Raw genomic sequence first — 20,968 nt, 5'->3', positions numbered from 1 at the left:
ACATGAAAGCGATCATTACGGCGATGATTACCTGCGCCGTCATTTTCGGCTTGTCTGCCGGTGCAACCCAGTTCCTGCTCAAAAAGACGCCCGCCGATCTGGAAGCCACCGACTCGGCCGATCCGACCGAACCGCGGGGCGAACTCGCCGCCGACGAGGCGATCGATCCCCAGGGGGATGCCGTCCCCGTCTCCTTTCGCCCCGATAACAACGTCTCGGTCGAAGCCGTGCTGCAGATGAGCGACTCGATCAAACGCATGGAGCAGGAACTCGCCGAGCGCGAAGAACGCGTCAAACGCGACGAGATGAGGGTCAAATTGATCTTCGATGACCTGGCCACCGAACAGGACGAATTGCGTGCGTTCAGCGAAGGCATCGACACCAAATTGGACATGCTGAGCCGGATGACCGAAGAATTGAAATCGACCTTGTCCGACGTCGAACAGAAAAAAACAGAACTCGAAAAACTGACCAAAAAGGCGGACACCAAGAAGGTCAACACGGTGTCCAGCGCTGACACCCAAGCCGATGAAGTCAAAGGCTGGTTCGAAGGCCTGCAACCCGAACAGGCCGCCGAATACATTCGCGAGTTTTCCAACAACGGCAAGATGGGCTTTGCCGCTTCGCTGCTGCAGAAGATGCCCGACCGCCAAAAGTCGAAGATCCTGGGCGCCATGAACGACCCCATTCTGGTCGACCAGTTGATCGAAGCCTTGACAAACAAATAGCAACCGGATCCAAGGATGGAAATTGAAGACGTCGTACTGATCGGTCGTGAGTTTTTCGCGATGGCGTTGCTGCTGACCGCGCCGGTCGTCGTGGTCAGCCTGGTTGTCGGCTTGCTGATCAGCATCGGCCAAACCGTCACCAGCATCCAGGAACAAACACTCTCGTTTGCACCCCGAATCGTTTGCGTGGTCTTCGTGCTGATCTTCATGTCCAACTGGTACCTCGTCACGCTCCAGAACTACACGCTGGGCTTGATGACACAAATGGTCGAATTTGTGAAATGACCGGCGACGTTGTCCTGTTTTTATTGGTGCTCGCCCGCGTCTCGGTATTCGTTGCGTTTTTTCCGCTGTTCAGCAAAAAACAACTTCCCAATCAGGTCAAAGCGGGACTGGCGACAGCGCTCTCTGTTTTTTGGTTGGCCGACGCCAAGAACGTGATGCCCCAACTATCACTCGACGACGTCGGCAGCTTGCTGTTCTTGTTCCTGGTGTTCAAAGAGATTTGTATCGGCTTGTTACTCAGCCTGGTGCTGGGGCTGTTCTTTTGGCCGGCGCGAATCGCCGGGTCTTACATCGCCCAGGAACTCGGGCTCTCCCTCGCTGCGATCAGCGATCCGGGCAGCCAGGATTCGTCAACGCTGGTCTCACGCGTTTTCGAAGCCTTTTCGATGCTGTTGTTCTTTTCTCTCAATCTGCATCACTTCATCATCCTCTCGCTGCACCTTTCGTTCAACGAGACGATGACGCGGGTGGGCCTGCTCGAATTGCCCACCGAAGAATTGGTGACTGCCTTCAATCGGACCAGCGATTACGGGCTGTTGATCGTCGCGCCGCTGATGGTGCTGCTGATGCTGGTCACGCTGGTCCTGGCATTTCTCAATCGTGCCGCGCCGGCCATGAATCTGTTTTCGGTCGGCATGTCGATCCGCGTCGGTTTCGGCGGCCTGTTGCTGTTTCTGTTTTGCCCGATCCTGTTCGGTGCGGTCGAAATCTATTTCTATCGCGTGCAAGAAGACATCGAATACCTGATGCAATCGTTGTTGGGGTGATCGATGGCCGAGAATCAAGATCGCGATCAGAGGACCGAGGAAGCAACACCGCAGCGGTTGCGCAAAGCCCGCGAGGACGGCCAAATCGGGTTCAGCGCGGAGCTGGTCGGCGGAGTGATTCTGGCGACGACCGCGTTTTTCTATTGGTCCTTGGGAGATTGGTTCTTTGGCACCCTCACGGGATCGATCGAACACCGCATGACCGAATTTGAGGAAGTGGTGGTTGATCCTCGTCTGCTGGTCAAAGCCTTTATCGACGAAACCCTTCGCATCGGTGCGGCCGTGATGGCGATTGTCGCTCCCCTGGGCATTCTCGCGGCAGCCACCGGACTGCTGCAAACCAGTTTCAACCTCAGCTTTAAACCCTTGGAATTGAATGTCGACAAACTGAGCGTGATCAAGGGGTTCCAGAAAATCTTCTCGATGCAGAGCGCCGTCCGCGGAGCACTTTCGCTGGCCAAAGCCGCCGTCATCGTCGCCATCGCCGTGTTTGTCGGTCAATCAAAGATCGACCAGATCACGACCTCCGGATTCGGTTCGATTCAAGAACTGATGTTCTTTCTCGGCGGATTGTTGGTCCAATGCTCACTGGCCATCGCCGCCACGATCACCTTCATCGGCATGGTCGACTTGGGATTCCAAAAATGGAAACACCTGGAAGACATGAAGATGAGCCGGCAAGACATCAAGGAGGAACACAAATCGTCCGAGGGTGATCCGATGGTTCGGGCACGGATCAAACAACTGCAAGCCGAAATGGGGCGTAAGCGGATGCTTTCGGACGTGCCCAAGGCATCCGTCGTCATCACCAACCCGACCCACTTCGCCGTCGCGGTTCAATACGACCGCGACAACATGGAAGCACCGATCGTGATCGCCAAGGGAGCGGACTTCGTGGCGAAAAAGATCATCGCGATCGCCAAGGAAAACGGTGTGCCCGTGGTCGAGAGAAAACCGGTGGCGCGATTCCTGTTCAAGAATGTCGAAATCGGCAACGCGATCCCGTTCGAGTTGTACCAGGCGGTCGCCGAAATCCTGAACTTCGTCAATCGCATGCGTTCGGCGATCTAACGCTTCAACGCGATCAGGTCAGCACACGTGCGTTGCGAAGGGGCAACGCGGCGACTCTTGCCTACGCGTCCGGGCTAACGTCCTCGCCACCGCCCAGGAACGCCGGGCGAATGCCCATCAACCAGGCCGTCGCCAAGGCGCTGACCGGCGCCAGGAAGCTCAGCAACGCGCCCATCTTGACGGAGTCTTGGATCGGACCCGGATTCGGGAATGCAGCGGTCGAGACGAACAGGGCCACGGTGAACCCTAAGCTGGCGATGCAACCGATCACTGCGACGTGTTTGAGGTTCATTCCGCCGGGCAAATCGAGTTTTAACACGCGAACGGCGAAGTAGCTGAAAGCGAAAATCCCGAGGGGTTTGCCCACGAACAGCCCCATGGTCACCAGCCAGGTTCCCGCGCCGACACTCGACAACACCACGCCGGCGTTGACCAAGGCGAACAGACCCAAGATCAGCTCGACGGGTTCTTTCCACCAATGCTCGAACTGGTTCAATGTATCTGTTTCTTCACCGGTTTCGGCAAACAGTCCCGCATCAGTGTTCGCGTGGGGCAAGGTGGCGATGATCGGCACCAAACCGAGTGCCGCGTGAATGCCGGCCATGTAGAACGAGATCCAACTCATGATTCCCGGGATGGCCAAATACCACCAGAAATTTCGTATCCCGCTGCGTTTGAAACCCAAGCCTGTCGTGACGGCGATCGCCGTCAGGCCCAACCACGCGAGGTTGACCTCGCTGGACGGATAGAACACCGCCAAGATCGCCAGCCCCAAGGCATCGTCGGCAATCGCCAACAGCAGCAAGAACGAAATCGCCGGATGCCCGTTGCCGAAGATCAAACGCGCAATCAGATAGCTGAAGGCAATGTCGGTCGCACAGGGGATCGCCCATCCGTTTCCAAGTTCGGAGTATTGCCCCACGGCAACGGCACCGACCAGATAGACCACCGAAGGACCGACCACACCGCCGGCGGTTGCCAACAGGGGTGTCGCGGCGGTCCGCATGTTGGAGAGTGCCCCACCGGGCAAAATCGATTCCCAAACTTCTTTGGCGGCAATGGCAAAGAACAATGCCATCAGAATATCGTTGACCACAAAGTGGAATGTCAAACCATGACCGCCGTGATCGCCGTGCCCCGATCCGGCAAACGGCCACAGGTTGACGTGCACAAAGTTGTGATACGAATGCCCGGAAAACAAGCCATCGGCGTTGGCCCATAACAAGGCAGCCAACGATCCCAGGACCAGGAACATGGAGTTGTTGTATAGGAATGATCGAACCGGATTCGCATTCGTCGATGCTGTCGCCATCAGGCTTTATCTCATCATCTACTTGGTAGGGAAGCACTATCTTGGAGGTCTCGCAAGCGTAGTTCGCGGTTAAAGCGGGGCGCCAGAAGTTCGCCGGCATGACTGACGATTGCCCCTCAATCGCAAACCATTGACGTTGGATCGCCAAGACTGAGGGACAACCGTCACGCGTGAGACTCGCCGTCATTGGCGAGGGAAGCGTGAATGCCGTTGGTGTCCAGCCTTTAGGCGCATCCGGGTCGCTGCGAGGCAGCAAGATGGGCGGCTAAAGCCTGCACACCAGCGCGTGTTGGTGTCCAGCCTTTAGGCGCATCTGCTCGCTGCGAGGCAGCGAAACGAGCGGCTGAAGCCTGCACACCAGCGCAGGTTGGTGTCCAGCCTTTAGGCGCATCTGCTCGCTGCGAAGCAGCGAAACGAGCGGCTGAAGCCTGCACACCAGCGCGTGTTGGTGTCCAGCCTTTAGGCGCATCTGCTCGCGCTGCGAAGCAGCAAGATGGGCGGCTAAAGCCTGCACACCAGCGCGTGTTGGTGTCCAGCCTTGAGACGCATCTGCACGCGCTGCGGAGCAGCAAGACGAGCGGCTAAAGCCTGGACACCAGCGCAGGTTGGTGTCCAGCCTTTAGGCGCATCTGCACGCGCTGCGAAGCAGCAAGACGAGCGGCTGAAGCCTGCACACCAGCGCGTGTTGGTGTCCAGCCTTTAGGCGCATCCGCACGCGCTGCGAAGCAGCAAGACGGGCGGCTAAAGCCTGCACACCAGCGCGTGTTGGTGTCCAGCCTTTAGGCGCATCTGCTCGCGCTGCGAAGCAGCAAGATGGGCGGCTAAAGCCTGCACACCAGCGCAGGTTGGTGTCCAGCCTTTAGGCGCATCTGCTCGCTGCGAAGCAGCGAAACGAGCGGCTAAAGCCTGCACACCAGCCCATGTTGGTGTCCAGCCTTTAGGCGCATCTGCTCGCTGCGGAGCAGCGAAATGGGCGGCTAAAGCCTGCACACCAGCGCAGGTTGGTGTCCAGCCTTGAGACGCATCTGCTCGCGCTGCGAAGCAGCGAAATGGGCGGCTGAAGCCTGCACACCAGAGCGGGATCAATACGCTTCTTTGGATTGCACGCCTTCGCGACGATTGTTCATCAACCCCTCGATGTTCATCTTTTGCTCCTGCTGAAAGACGCCGTTCTGATTGAACAGATTGTTCAGCAATGCCTTGCCGCCTTTCACGTTTTGCCCCGCGGCGGGTTGTTGAGGCAGGGCATCGGCGGGACCTCCGAACGGGTCGTTGGCCTGAGCGGGTTGTCGGTTCAGTTCTTCTTCGCGCGGCTGCTGCAGGAAGACCGATCCGCGGTGAAACGCATACTGGTCGTTTTGACCGACCGCGATCACCGTGCTGGTCCCTTCGATCCCGTCGGCGACGAACAACCCGCGCAGATCCGTTTGCCCGGAGACAAACTGGTCGTTGGCCGAGCCGATCACCTTGACGTGCACGTCGCCGACAAACGCATCCGCGGTTTGATCCTTGACGCTGACGCGGACCCGGCCCGACACGGAATCTTCTTCTACCGTCAAAGCCAGTGGGCTGACGACCATCAGCCCGGACGTGTAGAGATTGTCGGATCGTCCGACGACGAGATAGGCGCCTTGCTCTTTCAGCGGCAATGCGATCTTCGTTTCGCGGTCTCGGTAATCCTTTCCGTCGCCCAGTTCGACTGTCTCTTGGTGATACGGTTTGATCCCCGCCAGATTGATCGCGGTGATCTTGTCCAGATTCCGCTGCGTCAACCCGAACTTCATCAAGTCGATCCGATACACCTTGATTAATACCGACGAGACGTTTCGGTGCTGCAGTAACACTTCACTCTCGTCCTTGGCCAACAGCGTCGTCACATCGGGCAACGATACCGATTGACGGCTGAAGAATTCGATCGCTTCCGCTGCATCCTTGAATCGGTCGCTTACTTTGGCGTACTCATCGATCGCCTTGGCCGCCTGACCGAGACTGTGATGGATTTGCCCCATGATGTAGACGGCTTCCCACTTGTTATCCGCTTGGCGCGACGCACCCGATTGGGGATCCGTAAACGTTGCCTCGGCAACCTTCTGACACATCCGAAGCGCCTGCTCGTGATCCTGAAGTTCAAAGTAGCAGAATCCGATCATGTACCAGAACGAATCGAGCAACCGGCTGTCGGGATAACGCTGGGCGTATTGCTGACCACGTCGAATCGCCAGCGTGTACTGCTCCAGATCGATCAATGCCGTCGCGAGCGCAAAGCTGGCTTGATCGCTGGACGGGTCTTCGGGCCAGTTGGTGACAAAGTCGTCGAGCTTGCGAATCGAACTGTCGATCAAATCGACACGCGTGACCCCCGACTCCATCAACTTCTCATCCTCGGCGACCGTCTCGGCTCGCCGATAGACCTCTTGGGAGAGCGCATAACTGGCGGTGGCGACATAGGATTCAGCGGGGTAATCACGCAGCAATGACTCCATCGCTTGGACACTTCGCAGAAACTCGCCGCGCGCATTCAAAAAACCGGCGACCTGATTCTCTTTTTCGAAACTCGCTTGAACGGTCGTGCGATAAACCAAGTAGCTGCGTTCGTACTCGGCAATTTCTCGATACGACTTTGCGACGGTCAAAATTTCCTCAAACGACAACTCGACTTCGGGGAATCGTTCCTTGATGATCTCAAAGAATCTGACGATCTCCGCATCGTTGCCCAGTTTCATCGAGGCGCGAAACAGCAGCGACACCGTTTCTTGATAGGGGGCCGTCTGAAGCTGCCAGTTCTCGTGCAATTGGTGAAGTGAATCGTATGCTTTCTGGAATTCGCCCTTGTCGAAATGAACTTTACCGAGTTCGAACAACTCGTCGGGGGTCAGCTTGTATTCGTCGGCGGACGTTTCACCGAGTGGCAGCACGCGTAACGATTGCGGCTCGGTGACGGCAATCTCCGAGGGTGAATAGTAACTTTTTAAGACCGCAGGAGCGGTCCGGTAGTTGCCGGGCAAGTAGCCCGCCAACGAGTAACGAATGTCACCGGGGGTTTTCGAATCGCCGATGTAAAACGTGATCGCACCGGGAGTGATGTCGTAGCGATCGAACACGCCGCTGATCGTTTCCTCCAAGATCGTGCAACCCGCCGGGATCGGCTCGACCAACATCAAGTACGTCCGCAGCGGACGCGAATTCTGGTAGCGGACCCGTGGCGTCAGCGTGACCAGGGCACGCGCTCCGACGGGAAGCTGGCTCAACTTGTTCGGCGCCCAGGGGTGGCTGCCATCGATCACGCGGTATCCGCGGAGAATCGGCCGGCCGTCGACGCGCAATTGATCGGGTTCGTAACGTCGCCCGATCGACCAGTCTTTTGTGGTGCTGCTGATCGAGTCGGCATCTGAAAAACCGGTCAGGACGGCGCTGTAAGAAAATTCGCCGCGACCTTCCAACTCAAATTCGATCCGTTGCTGGCCGTCGACGAGCATCTCATCGGGCACGCGGATACGGCGACTCTCCGCACCTGGATCCAGCGTCAACGGTTCCAGCGGTTCACCGTTGACGTAAATCGTCACTTCAACCCGCTCCCGCTGCGGCGGGCTTTGGCCGAAATGCGCCGCCAACGCTGCGATTGCCGGACCGTTATCCGATTCCACCGGCCAGCGTGAACCGGCCCGCGCGGCCATCAGCCGCTCGGCAAGTTTTACCCTCAGCTCTGGTCGCAGCTCCATCCGTTGCAACGCGATCAACTCGAGCGCGGCGAGTTCCACCGAGGTCCGGCCGACACTCGGTCGCCCGCCGGCCGCGTCGAGATTGACCAGCGGGAGTAGTTCCGCCGCCATCTCGTCGTGCTGAAGCGCCGTCAGAGCCAACATCAATTGCACCAGGCCGTAATCGTCTAATCGATTGCGTTCACGGTACAACCGATTGGCCAGTGCAAAATCGCCGGCTCCACACTCGGCCAACGCCGCCAACAGCACCGCTTGACGGTTCAAATCGGTTTCGCCGGCAAACGCCTTTTTCAGTGACGCGACACCCAATTCAAATTGTCGCTCCGGCACCGCGAATCCCGCGCGTCGTGCCTGGACCAACGCCCACATCGCGCGTGCCGTGCTGATCGGATCAGCCGGGCCGGCCGAATGACCCGCCAAACTCCAACCGCCATCGTCCCGCTGCGACGCGATCAGATGGCTGACCGCAGCGGCGACGATGCCGCTGACTTGCGCGCCCTCGGGTGAATCTTGTTGGGCGGATCGGCGGAGATGGTTCAGCATCGCGACGCCTCCGAGACAATCCGACACGCTGCGAGCGAGCAAACTGGTCGGCACACAACGCAGCGGCAAATACGTCTCGCCACGCAACAGGCTGTCCAGCAATGACTGCTGTCGGTCACCGCCGATCATCAATTCCAGCGACTGACCGCGCGCTTTTTGATTCGGTTCCAATTGAATCAATGCCAGCGTGTTTTGGGACGCAGCCCCGCTTGCGGTTTGATAGACCGGGAATCCATACGGCAGGACCTCGGCTGTGGAAACATGGGTGTCCCCGGCGACGCCTTCACTCGCGATCGTTAATTCCAATTCCACTTGGTCCGATTCAACGATCTCGATGGGAAACGTCAGTGTTTCGATCCCGGCATCCTTGACTTCGAGGGTCTTGTTCTGTTCCAGCGACTGGTTTCCCATCGTTGCTTTAAGCGCCACTTGAAGGGTCCGCGGGCCTTCCAGCGAGTTGTGCACTTCGACCTGAATGTCCGCTTTGTCGCCAACAGTAAACGCTTGCGGAACGCGTAGTTGTCCGAACAACGTTTTACGCGTGGTCAGCTCGACCGACTCCGAGCCGGCAAGCGTGTCCTTACTGATTGCGCTTGCACTGAGTTTCCAGGCGGTTGAGACGGCCGGCATGGTGATTTCGATCTCGGCCTTGCCGTCTTGGTCGGTCACGATGACGGGGTCCCAAAACCCGGTCTCGCCGCTGATCGCTTGGCCAAACATTCGAACGCCGGTGAACTGGTTCAATCGGTTGACTTCATCGTCACTCATTCCATTGACCACCACCAGTTTTCCATCCAGGGTCAACCCGTTGATGGTGACATCGCGGCGTTGCAACGACTTGCTGTCGACACGACCGAATTGACTGATCGATGCGGGGGCATTTGCACCCCAGAACCACGCATCCTGATTCCAGGGGCGGTCACCCAGTTGGGCCGCTTCAATGCCGCGGCCTCGCGATGCGCCGCCCCGGCCGTTCATTTGGACGTACAACGACAATGCGTTGGACGTTGCCGTCGATCCACGCGACCATTGCCGCTGCATCATGAGTTCTTGCTGCATCTGCTCCACTGCACCGTCGCTGTCCACGTCGAAATTGGCGTCGAGAGAGCGCCAAGACGTCGCGCCCCCGGCGTAACCGAAGTCGACGGTTTGATTTCGATCGAACGGTTCATCCTCGGTGATGACGTCGCCTGCGATCTCCGCGAATTCCAAGGAGACGTCGTTGTCAGCGAACAGGTCCACGATCGCGCCCGCCTCGGCCAATCGCCGTGATCGGCGTTCCGCTTCGACGAGCAAGGCTTCGTTGATCGAGCGAGTCTGGGTGGCGTAGCTGAATTCGCAACTGGAGGTTTGCCGCATTCGTCGTTGACGAAGCCCGCTGGTGAACGCCGTCATGATCTCGGGGCCGGCGGAGCCGAACCGATCGAGCAAACTCGACTGAACCAACGACATCGCCAGCTCCGCGGCCACCGGACGGCCACTCGAGTCGGTCACTTCGATGTCGACCTTGACGCGGTCGGTCGGCTTGAGATCCGTTGTCGACGGCGTCAGTTTGACCTGCAATCGTTTGGTGACGACGAAACCACTGAGGGCATGATGCAACTTGCTGCGCTGCATCACGCTGGCGGACAGATGAAAATTCGGCGCCAGATCCGCGTCGATCGGGATGTCGATCTTGTTTTCCCCCTGCTTCAGTTGCACCAAGCGGTGGCCCAGCACCGACGCTCCATCGAACGTGATCAACGCCAATGCGGGGGCATCGCGCCAGTGCAACCGCACGTTGGCGTTGTCGCCGACGCGATAGTTGTGCTGGTCGGCCAAAATCCGCAGCCGCGTGGTGTCGTCGTCGCCCGAGATCTGCAGCCGTGCCTGGCCGCTGACGGAATTCCCAAATCGGTCATTGCCCGTTGCCCGCACGATGTAGGTACCGCTGCGTTCGATCTGGACCGTCTCGCTGGCTTGCCCGTCTTCGGCATCGGTCGTCAGGTCGAAGGCTTCCACCCGCCGCTCTCCCGTTCGACCGCTCCGATTGCGTCGCGCGGTCACTTGGTTGCCAGTCTGGTTCGCGCTCTCTGCCCCTGTGACTTCGAACACCTCCAACTGGACCGCCGTTCCGACCGGTTTGCCCGCCGGGTCGACCACTTTGATCGTTACGTCAAAGGTTTCACCGGCGATGTAGACCGATCGGCCTGTGGTGACGTTGACGTTGAATCCGCGTGTGGCGAGAAAGACCCGTTGGGATTCGGCGACGTTGCGTTGGGGGCACGCGACATCGATCGTGATCGCTTGTGATTCGCTGAACCGGCGGGTCGGAAATTTGAGTTCGATTTTCCCGTCGGCATCGGTTTTCGCTATCTGGCGTTCACTTTCGCCGCCGATGGAGTAGCTGATTTCTTCACCCGGCAGCGGTGCGCCGTAATAATACTTCAACGCAACAGTGGCGGTGATTGCGTCGCCACGAAAGTACACGTCTTGATCGGTCTGGATCGTCAGCTGTACCGGTTCCAGCTTGAATTGTTTGACCTCGAATTGCGATTCAAAGGACAACTCGGGTTGATTCGGAGTGGAGCGTCGATGCAGATGGATCCGGCATCGTCCGGGCACCGCGCTGGGCGGCAGCACCATGTTGGTGTGAAGCGAACCGAACGCGTTCAGTGTCACCTTTTCCGTCTTCAATTTTCGACCGCGGGCATCGTAAACGTCCAATGAGAACGTCTCGCTTTCGCGAAACGTGAATCGGTCTTGATCCACCCACCGGACGATGCCCTTGATGTTGACCAATTCCCCCGGTCGATAGACGGGACGATCGGTAAACAGGTATCCCGTGGGCACCAAGCCGACGGCGAAATCCAGGCCGTTCAGATTGGTCACCGTCGATGCGATCTGGCCTTCGTGGACGGCAAACACGCGCAAGTCTTTGATGTCACGCAAACGCTTCGACTGCGAGCGCACGATCCCTTCGGCATCGGTCACCAGTTCCTCGAACACCGACGCACCGTCGCTGACCAGCACACTGACTCCCTCGGCCGGTTTCCCGGTTCGCATGTTCTGCGCGAACAAAAACAATTCGTTGCGAGACGATTTGACCAGGATGTCCAAATCACTGACGACGACCATGGTCGTTGCTTCCATCTTGTCGCTGCTGACGGTGACCGCGGTGACGCCCGGCCCATCGATCGGAATCGTGACCTCCTGATCGATCCGTTTGAACGGCTCGTAATCATCGACCGAATGTTCAAATTGCTGGTCGGGGTCGATCAATGCGATGTCCAGCTTTTCGACGCCGGTGGCCAAGTGCATCTTTCGAAAGTAATCGGTCATGTCGATCGTGTAGACGGCGACCGAAACCTTTTCCAAGTTCCGCGTCGTGAGCAGAATTCCGGCCTGTTCGTCGCTGCGGAATTTGCGTTTCGTCATCACTTGCAACTCCGGGCGGGTCAACCGTGCGATCCGCTGTTTGGCGGCGCCTTCACTGGCTCCCTTGACCTTATTGTACGACTCGAGGGCTTCCTTGCGGCGCTCAAGTTGTTCTTCCAAGGTGATCCCGATCCGCAACGACGCCAGTGAGGCCTGGTTGGTGTCGGGGTACTTTTCGACCAGACGCTGCCAATCAGCGATCGCGTCTTCCAGCAGGTCTCGGCAGGTTTGGTTGAGTCGAATCTCGGCCCCGGATTGGCCCTTCTTGATCGCCGCGTCGACACGCTGTTGATGTCGATCCAGCGCGTCGCGTTTGTTCATTTCGCCAAACTGCAACAGGATGCTCGGCGCCCGTTGGTCCAGCGGATACTTGTTCAGGAAGGTTTGCCAGAGCGCCCTGGCCTTGGCGAAGTCTTTTTCGTTGAGCGCGTATTGGGCGGCGGCGAATTCGGCCCCGATGATCTTTTGTTGAACGTCGGGCCACTGTGAATCGGTCGGATGTTTTTCAAGGAATTCCTTCCACGCTTCGATCGCTTTGTCAAATTCGTTCTGGGCGAAATACGACTGCCCCAGCATGCGTCGTGCGATCGCCAGTTGGTCGGATCCTCGATAGTCTGGATTGGCGATCAAACTTTCCAACCGGTCGATCGCTTGGACGTTGCGTCGCCGCGATTCGTAGCCTTGGGCGATCTCCAGCTCGGCCTTGGGAGCGAGTTTGTGGTCGGGGTAGGCTTTGAGGAACCGTTCCGCCAGTGTGACGCCGAGTTCGAGGTTCCCGTCGGTTGCCGGGTTCGGCAGCCCGTAGGTGTGGGCCAGTCGGTACGTCGCATTGGCCAGTCGGTCGGCCAAGGCGTCGCTTGGGTCGAGCGGTGGACCGTGTTTGGACAGAAAGTCTTGCCAGGTCCGACGCGCCGCCGATGGCTGCTTGTTTTCGAGCTGGACCAACCCGAGTCGGTACATCGCGTCGGACTGCAGTTCGATCGACGCGGACACCCCGGATTTTGGACTCGGATCGCCGTGCTGGGCGAGGAAGTCTTGGTAGGCTTTGGCGGCCTGATCGAGTTGATTGAGCGCTTCGATACAGCGGGCCACGCGAAATTCAATTTGCTGCCGGCGGCGAACGGTCGGTCCAAGCTTGTTGGCCTCGCGGTAGTATTCCAACGCCTGTTTGTAATCGGGTTGTTTGGCACGAGAGGGATCGTTGGCGGGGACACCCTCGAAGAACCGGTCGGCAAACTCCAGATAGATTTTTGCGAGTTCGTCTTTTCTGCCGCGTGAGAGCAATCGTTCGGCTTCGCGTTGATAGATTTCGCCGGCAACGTTGTACTGACGATTCATGACCGCGACGGCCGCACGCCCGAACCTGGATCGGCTGACCCATTCGCTTTTGGGGAACCGGTTTTCCAGTTCCAGATAGGCCGCGACGGCATCGTCCCGTTGATCGGCGTGCGATAGCGCGAGCGCTTTCAAATAAATCAAGTAGTCCGGCGCGGTGACCGCGTCGTTCTGCAATTCCGACTCGATCGCCTTGACGGCGTCCTGGTACCGTCGCGCCTGCATTGCGTCGTGAACGGCCGTCGGAATGCGGACCACGCTGGTGATGGAGGGGCGTCCGTCGGAGTCCACCGGACCGCCGGGGTCGGCGGCGACGCCCGTCCCGACGCCACCCCAAATGAGCGAGACCAGGAACACCCCACGCAACACGTTCGAGCCGATTCGAGCCATCTGTCGATACTCCACAGTAGCAGGCGTCCGACCGCCAATCGAAGCAGCGTGCCGGGCCAGAAGAGGTTTTCTACCACTCTAACGCATGACAACCGACCGACGGACGAACTCCGCCTAAACCAACTGTAAAAACATTCTCTGCGTCAGGCCGGGGTGATTGCCTGTTTCCAGATTGACCAAACCGCTTGAGTCGCTTCCAATTGACCGGCGTGTCGTTTCTGTTTGTTTGGAGTATCGCCAATGAAGGTCATCCGGGGCAGTGTCAACGTGTTTGGAGAGCGATTTGCTGGCGGCAAGATGACAACCCTCGGCAGTGGCGCCGGCGGTTTGGAAACCGATCATGACTAGCCAGTCAATGAAAGCGAACAAAATACCACTCGTCGTCGGTATCGGTGCGTCGGCGGGTGGGCTGGAAGCGGTTTGCGAGTTCCTGAAGCACCTGGGCAGGTGTGAGGATCTGGCGATCGTTCTCGTCTTGCATCATGATGCTGCCAGCGAAACGTTGCTCCGTGAATTGTTGGCTGCGGCGACGGAGATGCCGTTGGTCGAAGTCACCGAGCGGACGAAACTCCGGCCCGGTTGTGTCTATGTCGCCCCCGCAAAACGCTTTCTGGACGTCACGCACGGCGGTCTTCTGCCGATCGTCCCCGACAGCGCCAAAAGTCAGCTCACCTCGGTCGACCACTTTTTTCATTCGTTAGCCCAGGATCAAGCCGAGCGTGCCATCGGGATCGTCCTGTCGGGAACCGGTAGCGACGGAACCGTCGGGCTGAAGGCGATCGGGGATGCCGGAGGGCTGACGTTTGCCCAGGACACCGCGTCGGCAAAATATGACAGCATGCCGCGCAGCGCCGCCACGATGGGGGTGGCCGATCACGTCTGCCGTCCGAGCGAGATGGCGGCAGAAGTGAGACGGTACACGGCTCATCTGTCTCAATACGGCGACGAGGAATCCGTCGGTCGCGTCCGAAACCAAATCGCTGAGGCGGTTCCGCGGATCGCAGAGCACCTTTTGGAAGCGACCGGCCATAATTTCCAGCATTACAAGATCACCATGCTGATGCGTCGTATCCTGCGACGGATGCACGTTTTGAAGATTGCAACAGCCAGCGATTATCTGTTTCACTTGCAAAAGAGTGAAGAGGAAACGCGTGCGCTCTTTCGCGAATTGTTGATCGGTGTGACCGCATTTTTTCGAGACCCCGAAGCCTTCAACGCGATCGCAACCACGGTCCTGCCGAAAATCTTTGAAGGCAGAAGTCCCCAAGACGTCGTCCGAATTTGGGTGGCCGGATGCAGCACCGGTGAAGAAGCCTATTCCTTGGCCATGCTCTGTCGCGAGCAGATCGACGAACTGGACGAACCGCCGGAAGTCCGGATTTTTGCGACCGACATCGACGATCGCGCGTTGCAGATCGCGCGGGTGGGATCTTATCCAACCGGAATTGAAGATCACGTCAGCTCGTCGCGATTGAAACGGTTTTTCATCAAACGCGGCAAGCGATATCAGGTCACTCAAGAGATCCGCGAACTCGTGCTCTTTTCCAAGCACAATCTGATCAGTGACCCGCCGTTCTCGCGACAGGACCTGATCTCGTGTCGGAATTTGCTCATTTACCTGGGCGAGCATTTACAAGAAAAATTAATTCCGCTGTTTCACTACGCCACGCGGCCGGCGGGGTTCCTGTTTCTCGGCCCCAGCGAAACCGTTTCGTCTCACGGCGAACTGTTCAAGCCATTCGATACCAAGTGCCGCATCTCACAACGCAAGGGCACTGCGACGGGATCGATCAGTGCGCTGGTGACACGCCACGGAGAAGTCAAGCCGGTTTACGGCGGCGAGACACAATCCGATGCGACGATCGATTTGAACGTCATCCGTCAACGCATCTTGTTGGACGAGTTCACGCCCAAGGCCGTCGTGATCGATCAGACCGGGACGGTTCTGAACGCCTCCGATGGCATCTCGAAGTATCTGGAAGTCTCCGGCGGAGATTTTCACAACAACATCGTCAAAATGGCCTTGCCCAGTTTGCGGATCGGCTTGCGAGCCGCTCTCAACGAGGCGAAGAAATTGCGTCGACGGATCACGCACGACAATCTTTCCATCCGCGATGATGATCTGATGCAACGGGTCATGTTGACCGTCCAGCCGATGCCCCAGTTGGGAGAGGACGATGAGTTGTTCATGGTCGTGTTTCATGACGTCGGCGAACCGATGCGGCGTGAAGAATTCGATCAGCCACCGGACGCCACCTCCACCGGCGATCAAGACGCCGATGTCATCATCGCCCAATTGGAGCGTGAACTCGAATCGACTCGAAGCGATCTGGAGCGGACGCTCCAAGACATGGAAGCGGCCAACGAGGAGCTGAAATCGTCCAACGAAGAATTGTTGTCGATGAATGAAGAGCTTCAATCGGCCAACGAGGAATTGGAAACGTCCAAGGAGGAGATTCGAGCCGGCAGTGAGGCCGTGGCACGCGCCCATGCCGATCTGGAGAACCTGCTGCGAAGCACGCAGATCGCGACCGTGTTTCTCGATAACGATCGGCGGATCCGAAGCTTCACGCCGGCGATAGCGGAAATCTACTCACTGATCCCGACGGACGTCGGCAGACCGCTGGAACATTTTGTCCCGCGCGTCCACGACATGCCCCCGCTACCCGATCCTGCCTCCGTTGACTCGACCGGTGTCATTGAAGACACCATTGTTGCCGAATCCGGCAAATCCTACATTCGTCGCATTTCGCCCTACCGATCCCAGCCTGGTGAAACCGATGGCATCGTCGTGACCTTCGTCGATGTTTCCGAACTTGTCGAGCGTGAGGCCATGTTGGCATCGTTGATGAGTTCGACCGCCGAAGGCATCTATGGCATTGATCTCGAGGGCCGATGCATCTTTGCGAACGCTGCCTGTGCCAAATTGCTCGGCTATCAAAGTGCGGACGAGTTTCTTGGGCAGTGCATGCATGACATGATCCACCACTCGCATCGGGACGGGTCAACGTACCCTGCCGAGGAATGCCAAATCGCTCGGGCCTTTCGCAGCGGGAAACAGGTGCACGTCGATGACGAACGCTTCTGGCGTGCCGATGGGTCGTCGTTTGATGTGGAGTATTGGTCACATCCGCAGATTCGAGACGGGCGATTGGTCGGATGTGTGGTCACCTTTATCGATATCACCGAGCGTCGAGACGCCGAAACCGCACTGGCCGATGCCAAGGACCGGCTCGAGTTGTCCTTGGAGGTCGCCGACGTGGCGCCCTGGACCTGGAGCTTGCAGTCGCCAGATCCGATCAGCAACCCGATTCTCAACCGGTTGTTCGGGTTTGACGAAAACGAGGAACCAACGCTCCATGATTTTTTGCAACGTATCGATCCGTCGGTTCGAGACTACATCTCGTCGGCGATCGAAAACGCGATCGCGACGGGGCATATCTATGACGAGGAGTATCCCGTTCATCTACCCGGTGGAGAGGTGCGGCACCTGCGCGCTCGTGGCCGTGTCCGGATGTCGGCGTCGGGTGTGGCCGAGGATTTCAACGGCGTCGTCGTCGACATCACCGAGCGGAAGCGTCGCGAACTGGACCTTGCCGACCGCGAAGCGCACCTTCGTCGCGTCATCAACAACCAATTGGGCTTGGTCGGTGTGATCGACCGCGAGGGGCTGTTGGTAGAAATTGACGACGGGTCGCTGGAGATCGCTCGGGCTCGGCGAGAGGATGTGATCGGCAAGCCCTTTGCCGAAGCACCTTGGTGGAACTACGACCCGGCAGTGGTGCAGCAGACGCGAGAGGCCATGGCCCGTGCCTTTGCCGGGGAGGTCGTCCGGTATGACGTGTCACTGTTCGCACACGGCAGCGACGGAGTGATGATCGATTTCATGATCGCGCCGGTCTTTGACGCCGAAGGCAATATCGAATTTTTGGTCCCATCGGGTGTCGACATTCGCGAACGGGTCAAGATCGAAAAGGAACAGCGGTCAGTGACTCGCCGGATGGAGATGGCGTTGCGTGCCGGCGGCATGGCCGCATGGGAATGGACTCCGACGAAGAGCGTCTGGACGCCCGCGTTGTACGAGCTGCTCGGCATCCAAGCGGACCAAGAAGCATGTCCCGATCTGTTCTTCTCCCTGGTGCATCCCGACGATGTCGAACCGCTCAAACAGGCGTGGCAAGATGCGATCGAGGGGTTGGACACCTACGACAGCGAGTTCCGCATCATTCGCCCCGACGGTGAAGTTCGCTGGATGAACGGACTCGGCGAAGTCGTTCGTGACGAGGGGAAAGTGATTCAAATGTACGGCGTCAACTGGGATTCGACCGAGGAGCATTTGCAGGCCGAAGCTCTCCGCGAGAGTGAACGGCGAGCCCATCAAGCCAGTGCATCCAAAAGTGAGTTTCTGGCGAATATGTCTCACGAGATCCGTACGCCGATGACGGCCATCTTGGGGTACGCCGAATTGTTAAAAGAGCTGGTCGATCACGAGGAGTCACTGCAATACCTGCAGACCATTCGACGCAACGGGGATTACCTGCTGGAAATCATCAATGACATTCTGGACCTGTCCAAAATTGAAGCCGGGAAACTGGAGGTCCAACAGGAATGTTTCGAACCCAGCCGATTGATCGAAGACGTCAGAAGCATCATGGAAGTCCGGGCGAAAGAGGGCGGCTTGACGCTGGATATCGAGTATGACGGTAAACTGCCCAAGATGATCCGGTCCGATGCGAAACGGCTGAAACAAATTCTTATCAATCTCGTCGGCAATGCGATCAAGTTCACCAAGCATGGCCGGGTGAACATTCGCATTCGGTTCGATCTTGCATTGCAGCAGTTGCAGTTCGATGTTATCGATACGGGGATCGGCATTTCAGACGATCAGATGTCGCAACTGTTCAAACCGTTTTCACAGGGCGATGCCAGCGTCACCCGCCACTTCGGTGGCACCGGCCTGGGCCTTGCCATCAGTCAACGGCTGGCCGAGATGCTCGGTGGCCACATCACCGCCAGCAGCACCGAAGGCGTCGGCAGTACCTTCACGCTGCGTATCGCAACGGGCGATGTCTCTCAATCGGATCTGGTCCGCTACGTCGAACCCCGCCCAGACGACGGTTCGGAATCGACGCTTGAGGATTCACAACCGCATAAACTCTCTTGCCATGTCCTCGTCGTCGACGACCGACAAGACATCCGTTATTTGAGCAAGCACATCCTCTCCAAAGCCGGCGCGACGGTGGATGAGTGCGAGGACGGGTTGCTCGCCGTCGAGCATCTGACCGCATGTTTGAAAACGGGGGACTGTCCGGATCTGATCTTGCTCGACATGCAGATGCCCAATTTGGACGGCTACTCGACTTCGAAAAAACTGCGCGAGATCGGATACCGTGGTCCGATCATCGCCTTGACGGCCGATGCCATGCAAGGTGACATGAACCGATGCTTGGAAGCGGGCTGCAACGACTACCTGTCCAAACCGATCGATGCGGGAAAGATGCTCCGTGTCATACGCGAGGCGACGTCAGGTGACGCGCCGTAAGTCCGCTTCGACGGCGCATCACCGTTGAAACGTTTCCAGCGAGGTCGGTCCGGTGGTCTTTAACATGCTCTCAGCGTCGGCCAATCGGATGTCGTCACCGGTGACGATCAAGAGTCTCGCCCCGTCGCGAACCTTGGCTTCGTAACTCTCGGCGACCTGATCATCAACGCCCCAGCTTTCGACCGCACCGAGCAGCCCGCCGCCGACGGCCCCGGCTGTCATTCCAAAAATCGGCCCGGCGACGAGCATGGGGCCCATCAAAGTCATCGCACCGAGTGCAGCGCCGAGTGTTCCACCCGCCACCGTCGACGCTGCCGCCGTCTTCTCGCTCGACGGCGAGACCGGCGTCTTGTCTTGTGCGGCGTCAAGCTCTGACAAACCTTCGTCGTCGGCATGCCTGACAATGGATACTTCGTCTTCAGTGAAATGTGCCTTGTCCAGCACTTCGATCGCGGTTCGAAAGTCTTCTTCGTTATTAAATTCGGCAATCAGGCAATTCTGAGTCACGGTTGGGTTTCCTTGGGGTTGACGGTTCAAAGGTGTGGTTAGCGGATCAGTGATTGGCCGCCATCGATCCACACCGGGGTGCCGGTGATGTGACTGGCCAAATCGCTCATCAAAAACGCCACTAGGCTGGCGACTTGATCAGGAGTGCCGAAGTCACCTCCGGTCAGTGGGATTTCTCCTTCGGGATAAATCACCGGAGTTTCGATGCGTTCGAGGTTTTCACGTTCGGTCTTGCCGTGAATGTTTGATTCAATCGCGCCGGGGCAGATCACATTGACGCGAATTTTTGACGGGGCGAGTTCGAGGGCCAGCATTTTCGCCAACGCAAATTGGCCAGCCTTGCTCGCCGCGTATGCCGTCGCCCCCTCATTGCTGAATGTCCGCGTTCCATTGATCGAAGACATGATCACAATGCTGCCGCCGCCCGCCTTGCGGAGGTGCGGTACGCAATGATGAACGCTCAAATAGGTGCCGGTCAAATTGACCTCGATCGTTTTTCGCCACTCTTCCGGCGTTAATTCGTCCACAGGCGCCCAGGTTCCGTTGATTCCCGCGTTTGCGACGAGTCCATCAAGTCGACCATATCGCTCGATGGTTTTTTGGACGGCATCGGCGACTTGATCGTCCTGCGTCACATCGGCTCTGACCCACGATGCATTGCCGCCTTCAGATTGAATTGATTCGACGGCGGTTTGCATGTCGTCTTCGTCACGACTGGCGATCACGACGGTTGCCCCGCATCGCGCGGCAACGTCCGCGATTCCCTTTCCGATCCCTTCGCTTCCACCGGTGATCATGATCACCCGGTCGTTCAGATCGATCTTCATCAGCAGGTCATCCTAAAAGTGGCCGGTCGTTCGGCGATCCGGCCGTGGGTAAATTACACGGCGAAAACCACCTGCCCGACGCCGGGCAGATGCGCATTGGTCGAACCCATCAAGTCGTGTTAGCAACGAGCGATCCAAGACAATGCGACTCTCATTTCCCGCTCGTTGCTTAGGAAAGCCTCTCGCTGACGCCGTCGGGCCGACGCCAGCGAGTACTTGGACGCGTATCGGTAAAACCAACAGGTCGAGGCACGTTACTGCTTCAACGCCATTCGCTGACGTCCCACCAAGCATCTTCTTCGTAGTACTGGTTGTGATGTCCGAATGGTTCATCGGCCTGGATGGTCGTAATTTGACCAACGATGGGGATCATCGCGCCGAGAGCAGCGGCGAGAACCCATCGTCGTCGCTCACGCGAGTCGTTGGAATCGTTTCGTTGCGTGTTCGTCTTCATGGTTGTCTACCTTTTGGTTGAGTCGCTGAATCGGCGATCGTCGAAACGTCCGCCCTGCGCCCGAGTGACGC

Annotated in this window: 10 protein-coding genes; 5 read left to right on the top strand and 5 right to left on the bottom strand. The window is 58.0% G+C overall.

The window, feature by feature from the left end; all coding sequences use genetic code 11:
• Positions 1–2 precede the first annotated feature (2 nt).
• From TBK1r_RS25615 to TBK1r_RS25600, 4 genes are read left to right on the top strand one after another with little or no spacing between them, the layout of a single operon-like run.
• Positions 3–728, top strand: coding sequence for a MotE family protein (locus TBK1r_RS25615; protein ID WP_145217368.1), 726 nt, complete (start codon positions 3–5; stop codon positions 726–728).
• A gap of 15 nt (positions 729–743) precedes the next feature.
• Positions 744–1,013, top strand: a complete 270-nt coding sequence (locus TBK1r_RS25610; RefSeq protein WP_095739164.1) for a flagellar biosynthetic protein FliQ — start codon at positions 744–746, stop codon at positions 1,011–1,013.
• On the top strand, positions 1,010–1,780 hold the full coding sequence (locus tag TBK1r_RS25605; RefSeq protein ID WP_145217366.1) for a flagellar biosynthetic protein FliR: 771 nt from the start codon (positions 1,010–1,012) through the stop codon (positions 1,778–1,780). Before TBK1r_RS25610 ends, TBK1r_RS25605 begins: the two co-directional genes overlap by 4 nt.
• 3 nt (positions 1,781–1,783) lie before the next feature.
• Entirely contained in the window at positions 1,784–2,851 is a 1,068-nt protein-coding gene (locus TBK1r_RS25600; protein WP_145217363.1) for an EscU/YscU/HrcU family type III secretion system export apparatus switch protein, read from the top strand.
• Positions 2,852–2,912: 61 nt separating this feature from the next.
• Here TBK1r_RS25600 and TBK1r_RS25595 read toward each other — a convergent pair whose 3' ends face one another.
• Complete coding sequence (locus tag TBK1r_RS25595; protein WP_372894311.1) at positions 2,913–4,163, bottom strand: Na+/H+ antiporter NhaA; 1,251 nt, start codon at positions 4,161–4,163, stop codon at positions 2,913–2,915.
• Positions 4,164–5,245: 1,082 nt separating this feature from the next.
• A complete protein-coding gene (locus tag TBK1r_RS25590) occupies positions 5,246–13,567 on the bottom strand; it encodes a tetratricopeptide repeat protein (protein WP_145217361.1) in 8,322 nt (2,773 codons plus the stop codon).
• A 340-nt stretch (positions 13,568–13,907) separates the two neighbouring features.
• Between TBK1r_RS25590 and TBK1r_RS25585 the strand changes: the two genes are divergently transcribed.
• Positions 13,908–19,109, top strand: a complete 5,202-nt coding sequence (locus TBK1r_RS25585) for a chemotaxis protein CheB (protein ID WP_145217358.1) — start codon at positions 13,908–13,910, stop codon at positions 19,107–19,109.
• An 18-nt stretch (positions 19,110–19,127) separates the two neighbouring features.
• Here the strand turns inward: TBK1r_RS25585 and TBK1r_RS25580 are convergent, their stop codons facing one another.
• The 3 genes from TBK1r_RS25580 to TBK1r_RS25570 form a co-directional block, all read right to left on the bottom strand.
• The gene (locus TBK1r_RS25580; RefSeq protein ID WP_145217355.1) at positions 19,128–19,616 is read right to left on the bottom strand and encodes a DUF1269 domain-containing protein; all 489 of its coding nucleotides are present in this window, start codon (positions 19,614–19,616) and stop codon (positions 19,128–19,130) included.
• 38 nt (positions 19,617–19,654) lie between these two features.
• Positions 19,655–20,443 (bottom strand): SDR family oxidoreductase, encoded by a 789-nt coding sequence (locus TBK1r_RS25575; protein ID WP_145217352.1) that lies wholly within the window; start codon positions 20,441–20,443, stop codon positions 19,655–19,657.
• A gap of 262 nt (positions 20,444–20,705) precedes the next feature.
• The gene (locus tag TBK1r_RS25570; RefSeq protein ID WP_145217349.1) at positions 20,706–20,897 is read right to left on the bottom strand and encodes a hypothetical protein; all 192 of its coding nucleotides are present in this window, start codon (positions 20,895–20,897) and stop codon (positions 20,706–20,708) included.
• Positions 20,898–20,968 lie beyond the last annotated feature (71 nt).

Source organism: Stieleria magnilauensis (assembly GCA_007753675.1).
GTDB lineage: Bacteria > Planctomycetota > Planctomycetia > Pirellulales > Pirellulaceae > Stieleria > Stieleria magnilauensis.
Note: the sequence above shows the minus strand (reverse complement) of the source record. Positions and strands in the feature narration are given on the sequence as shown.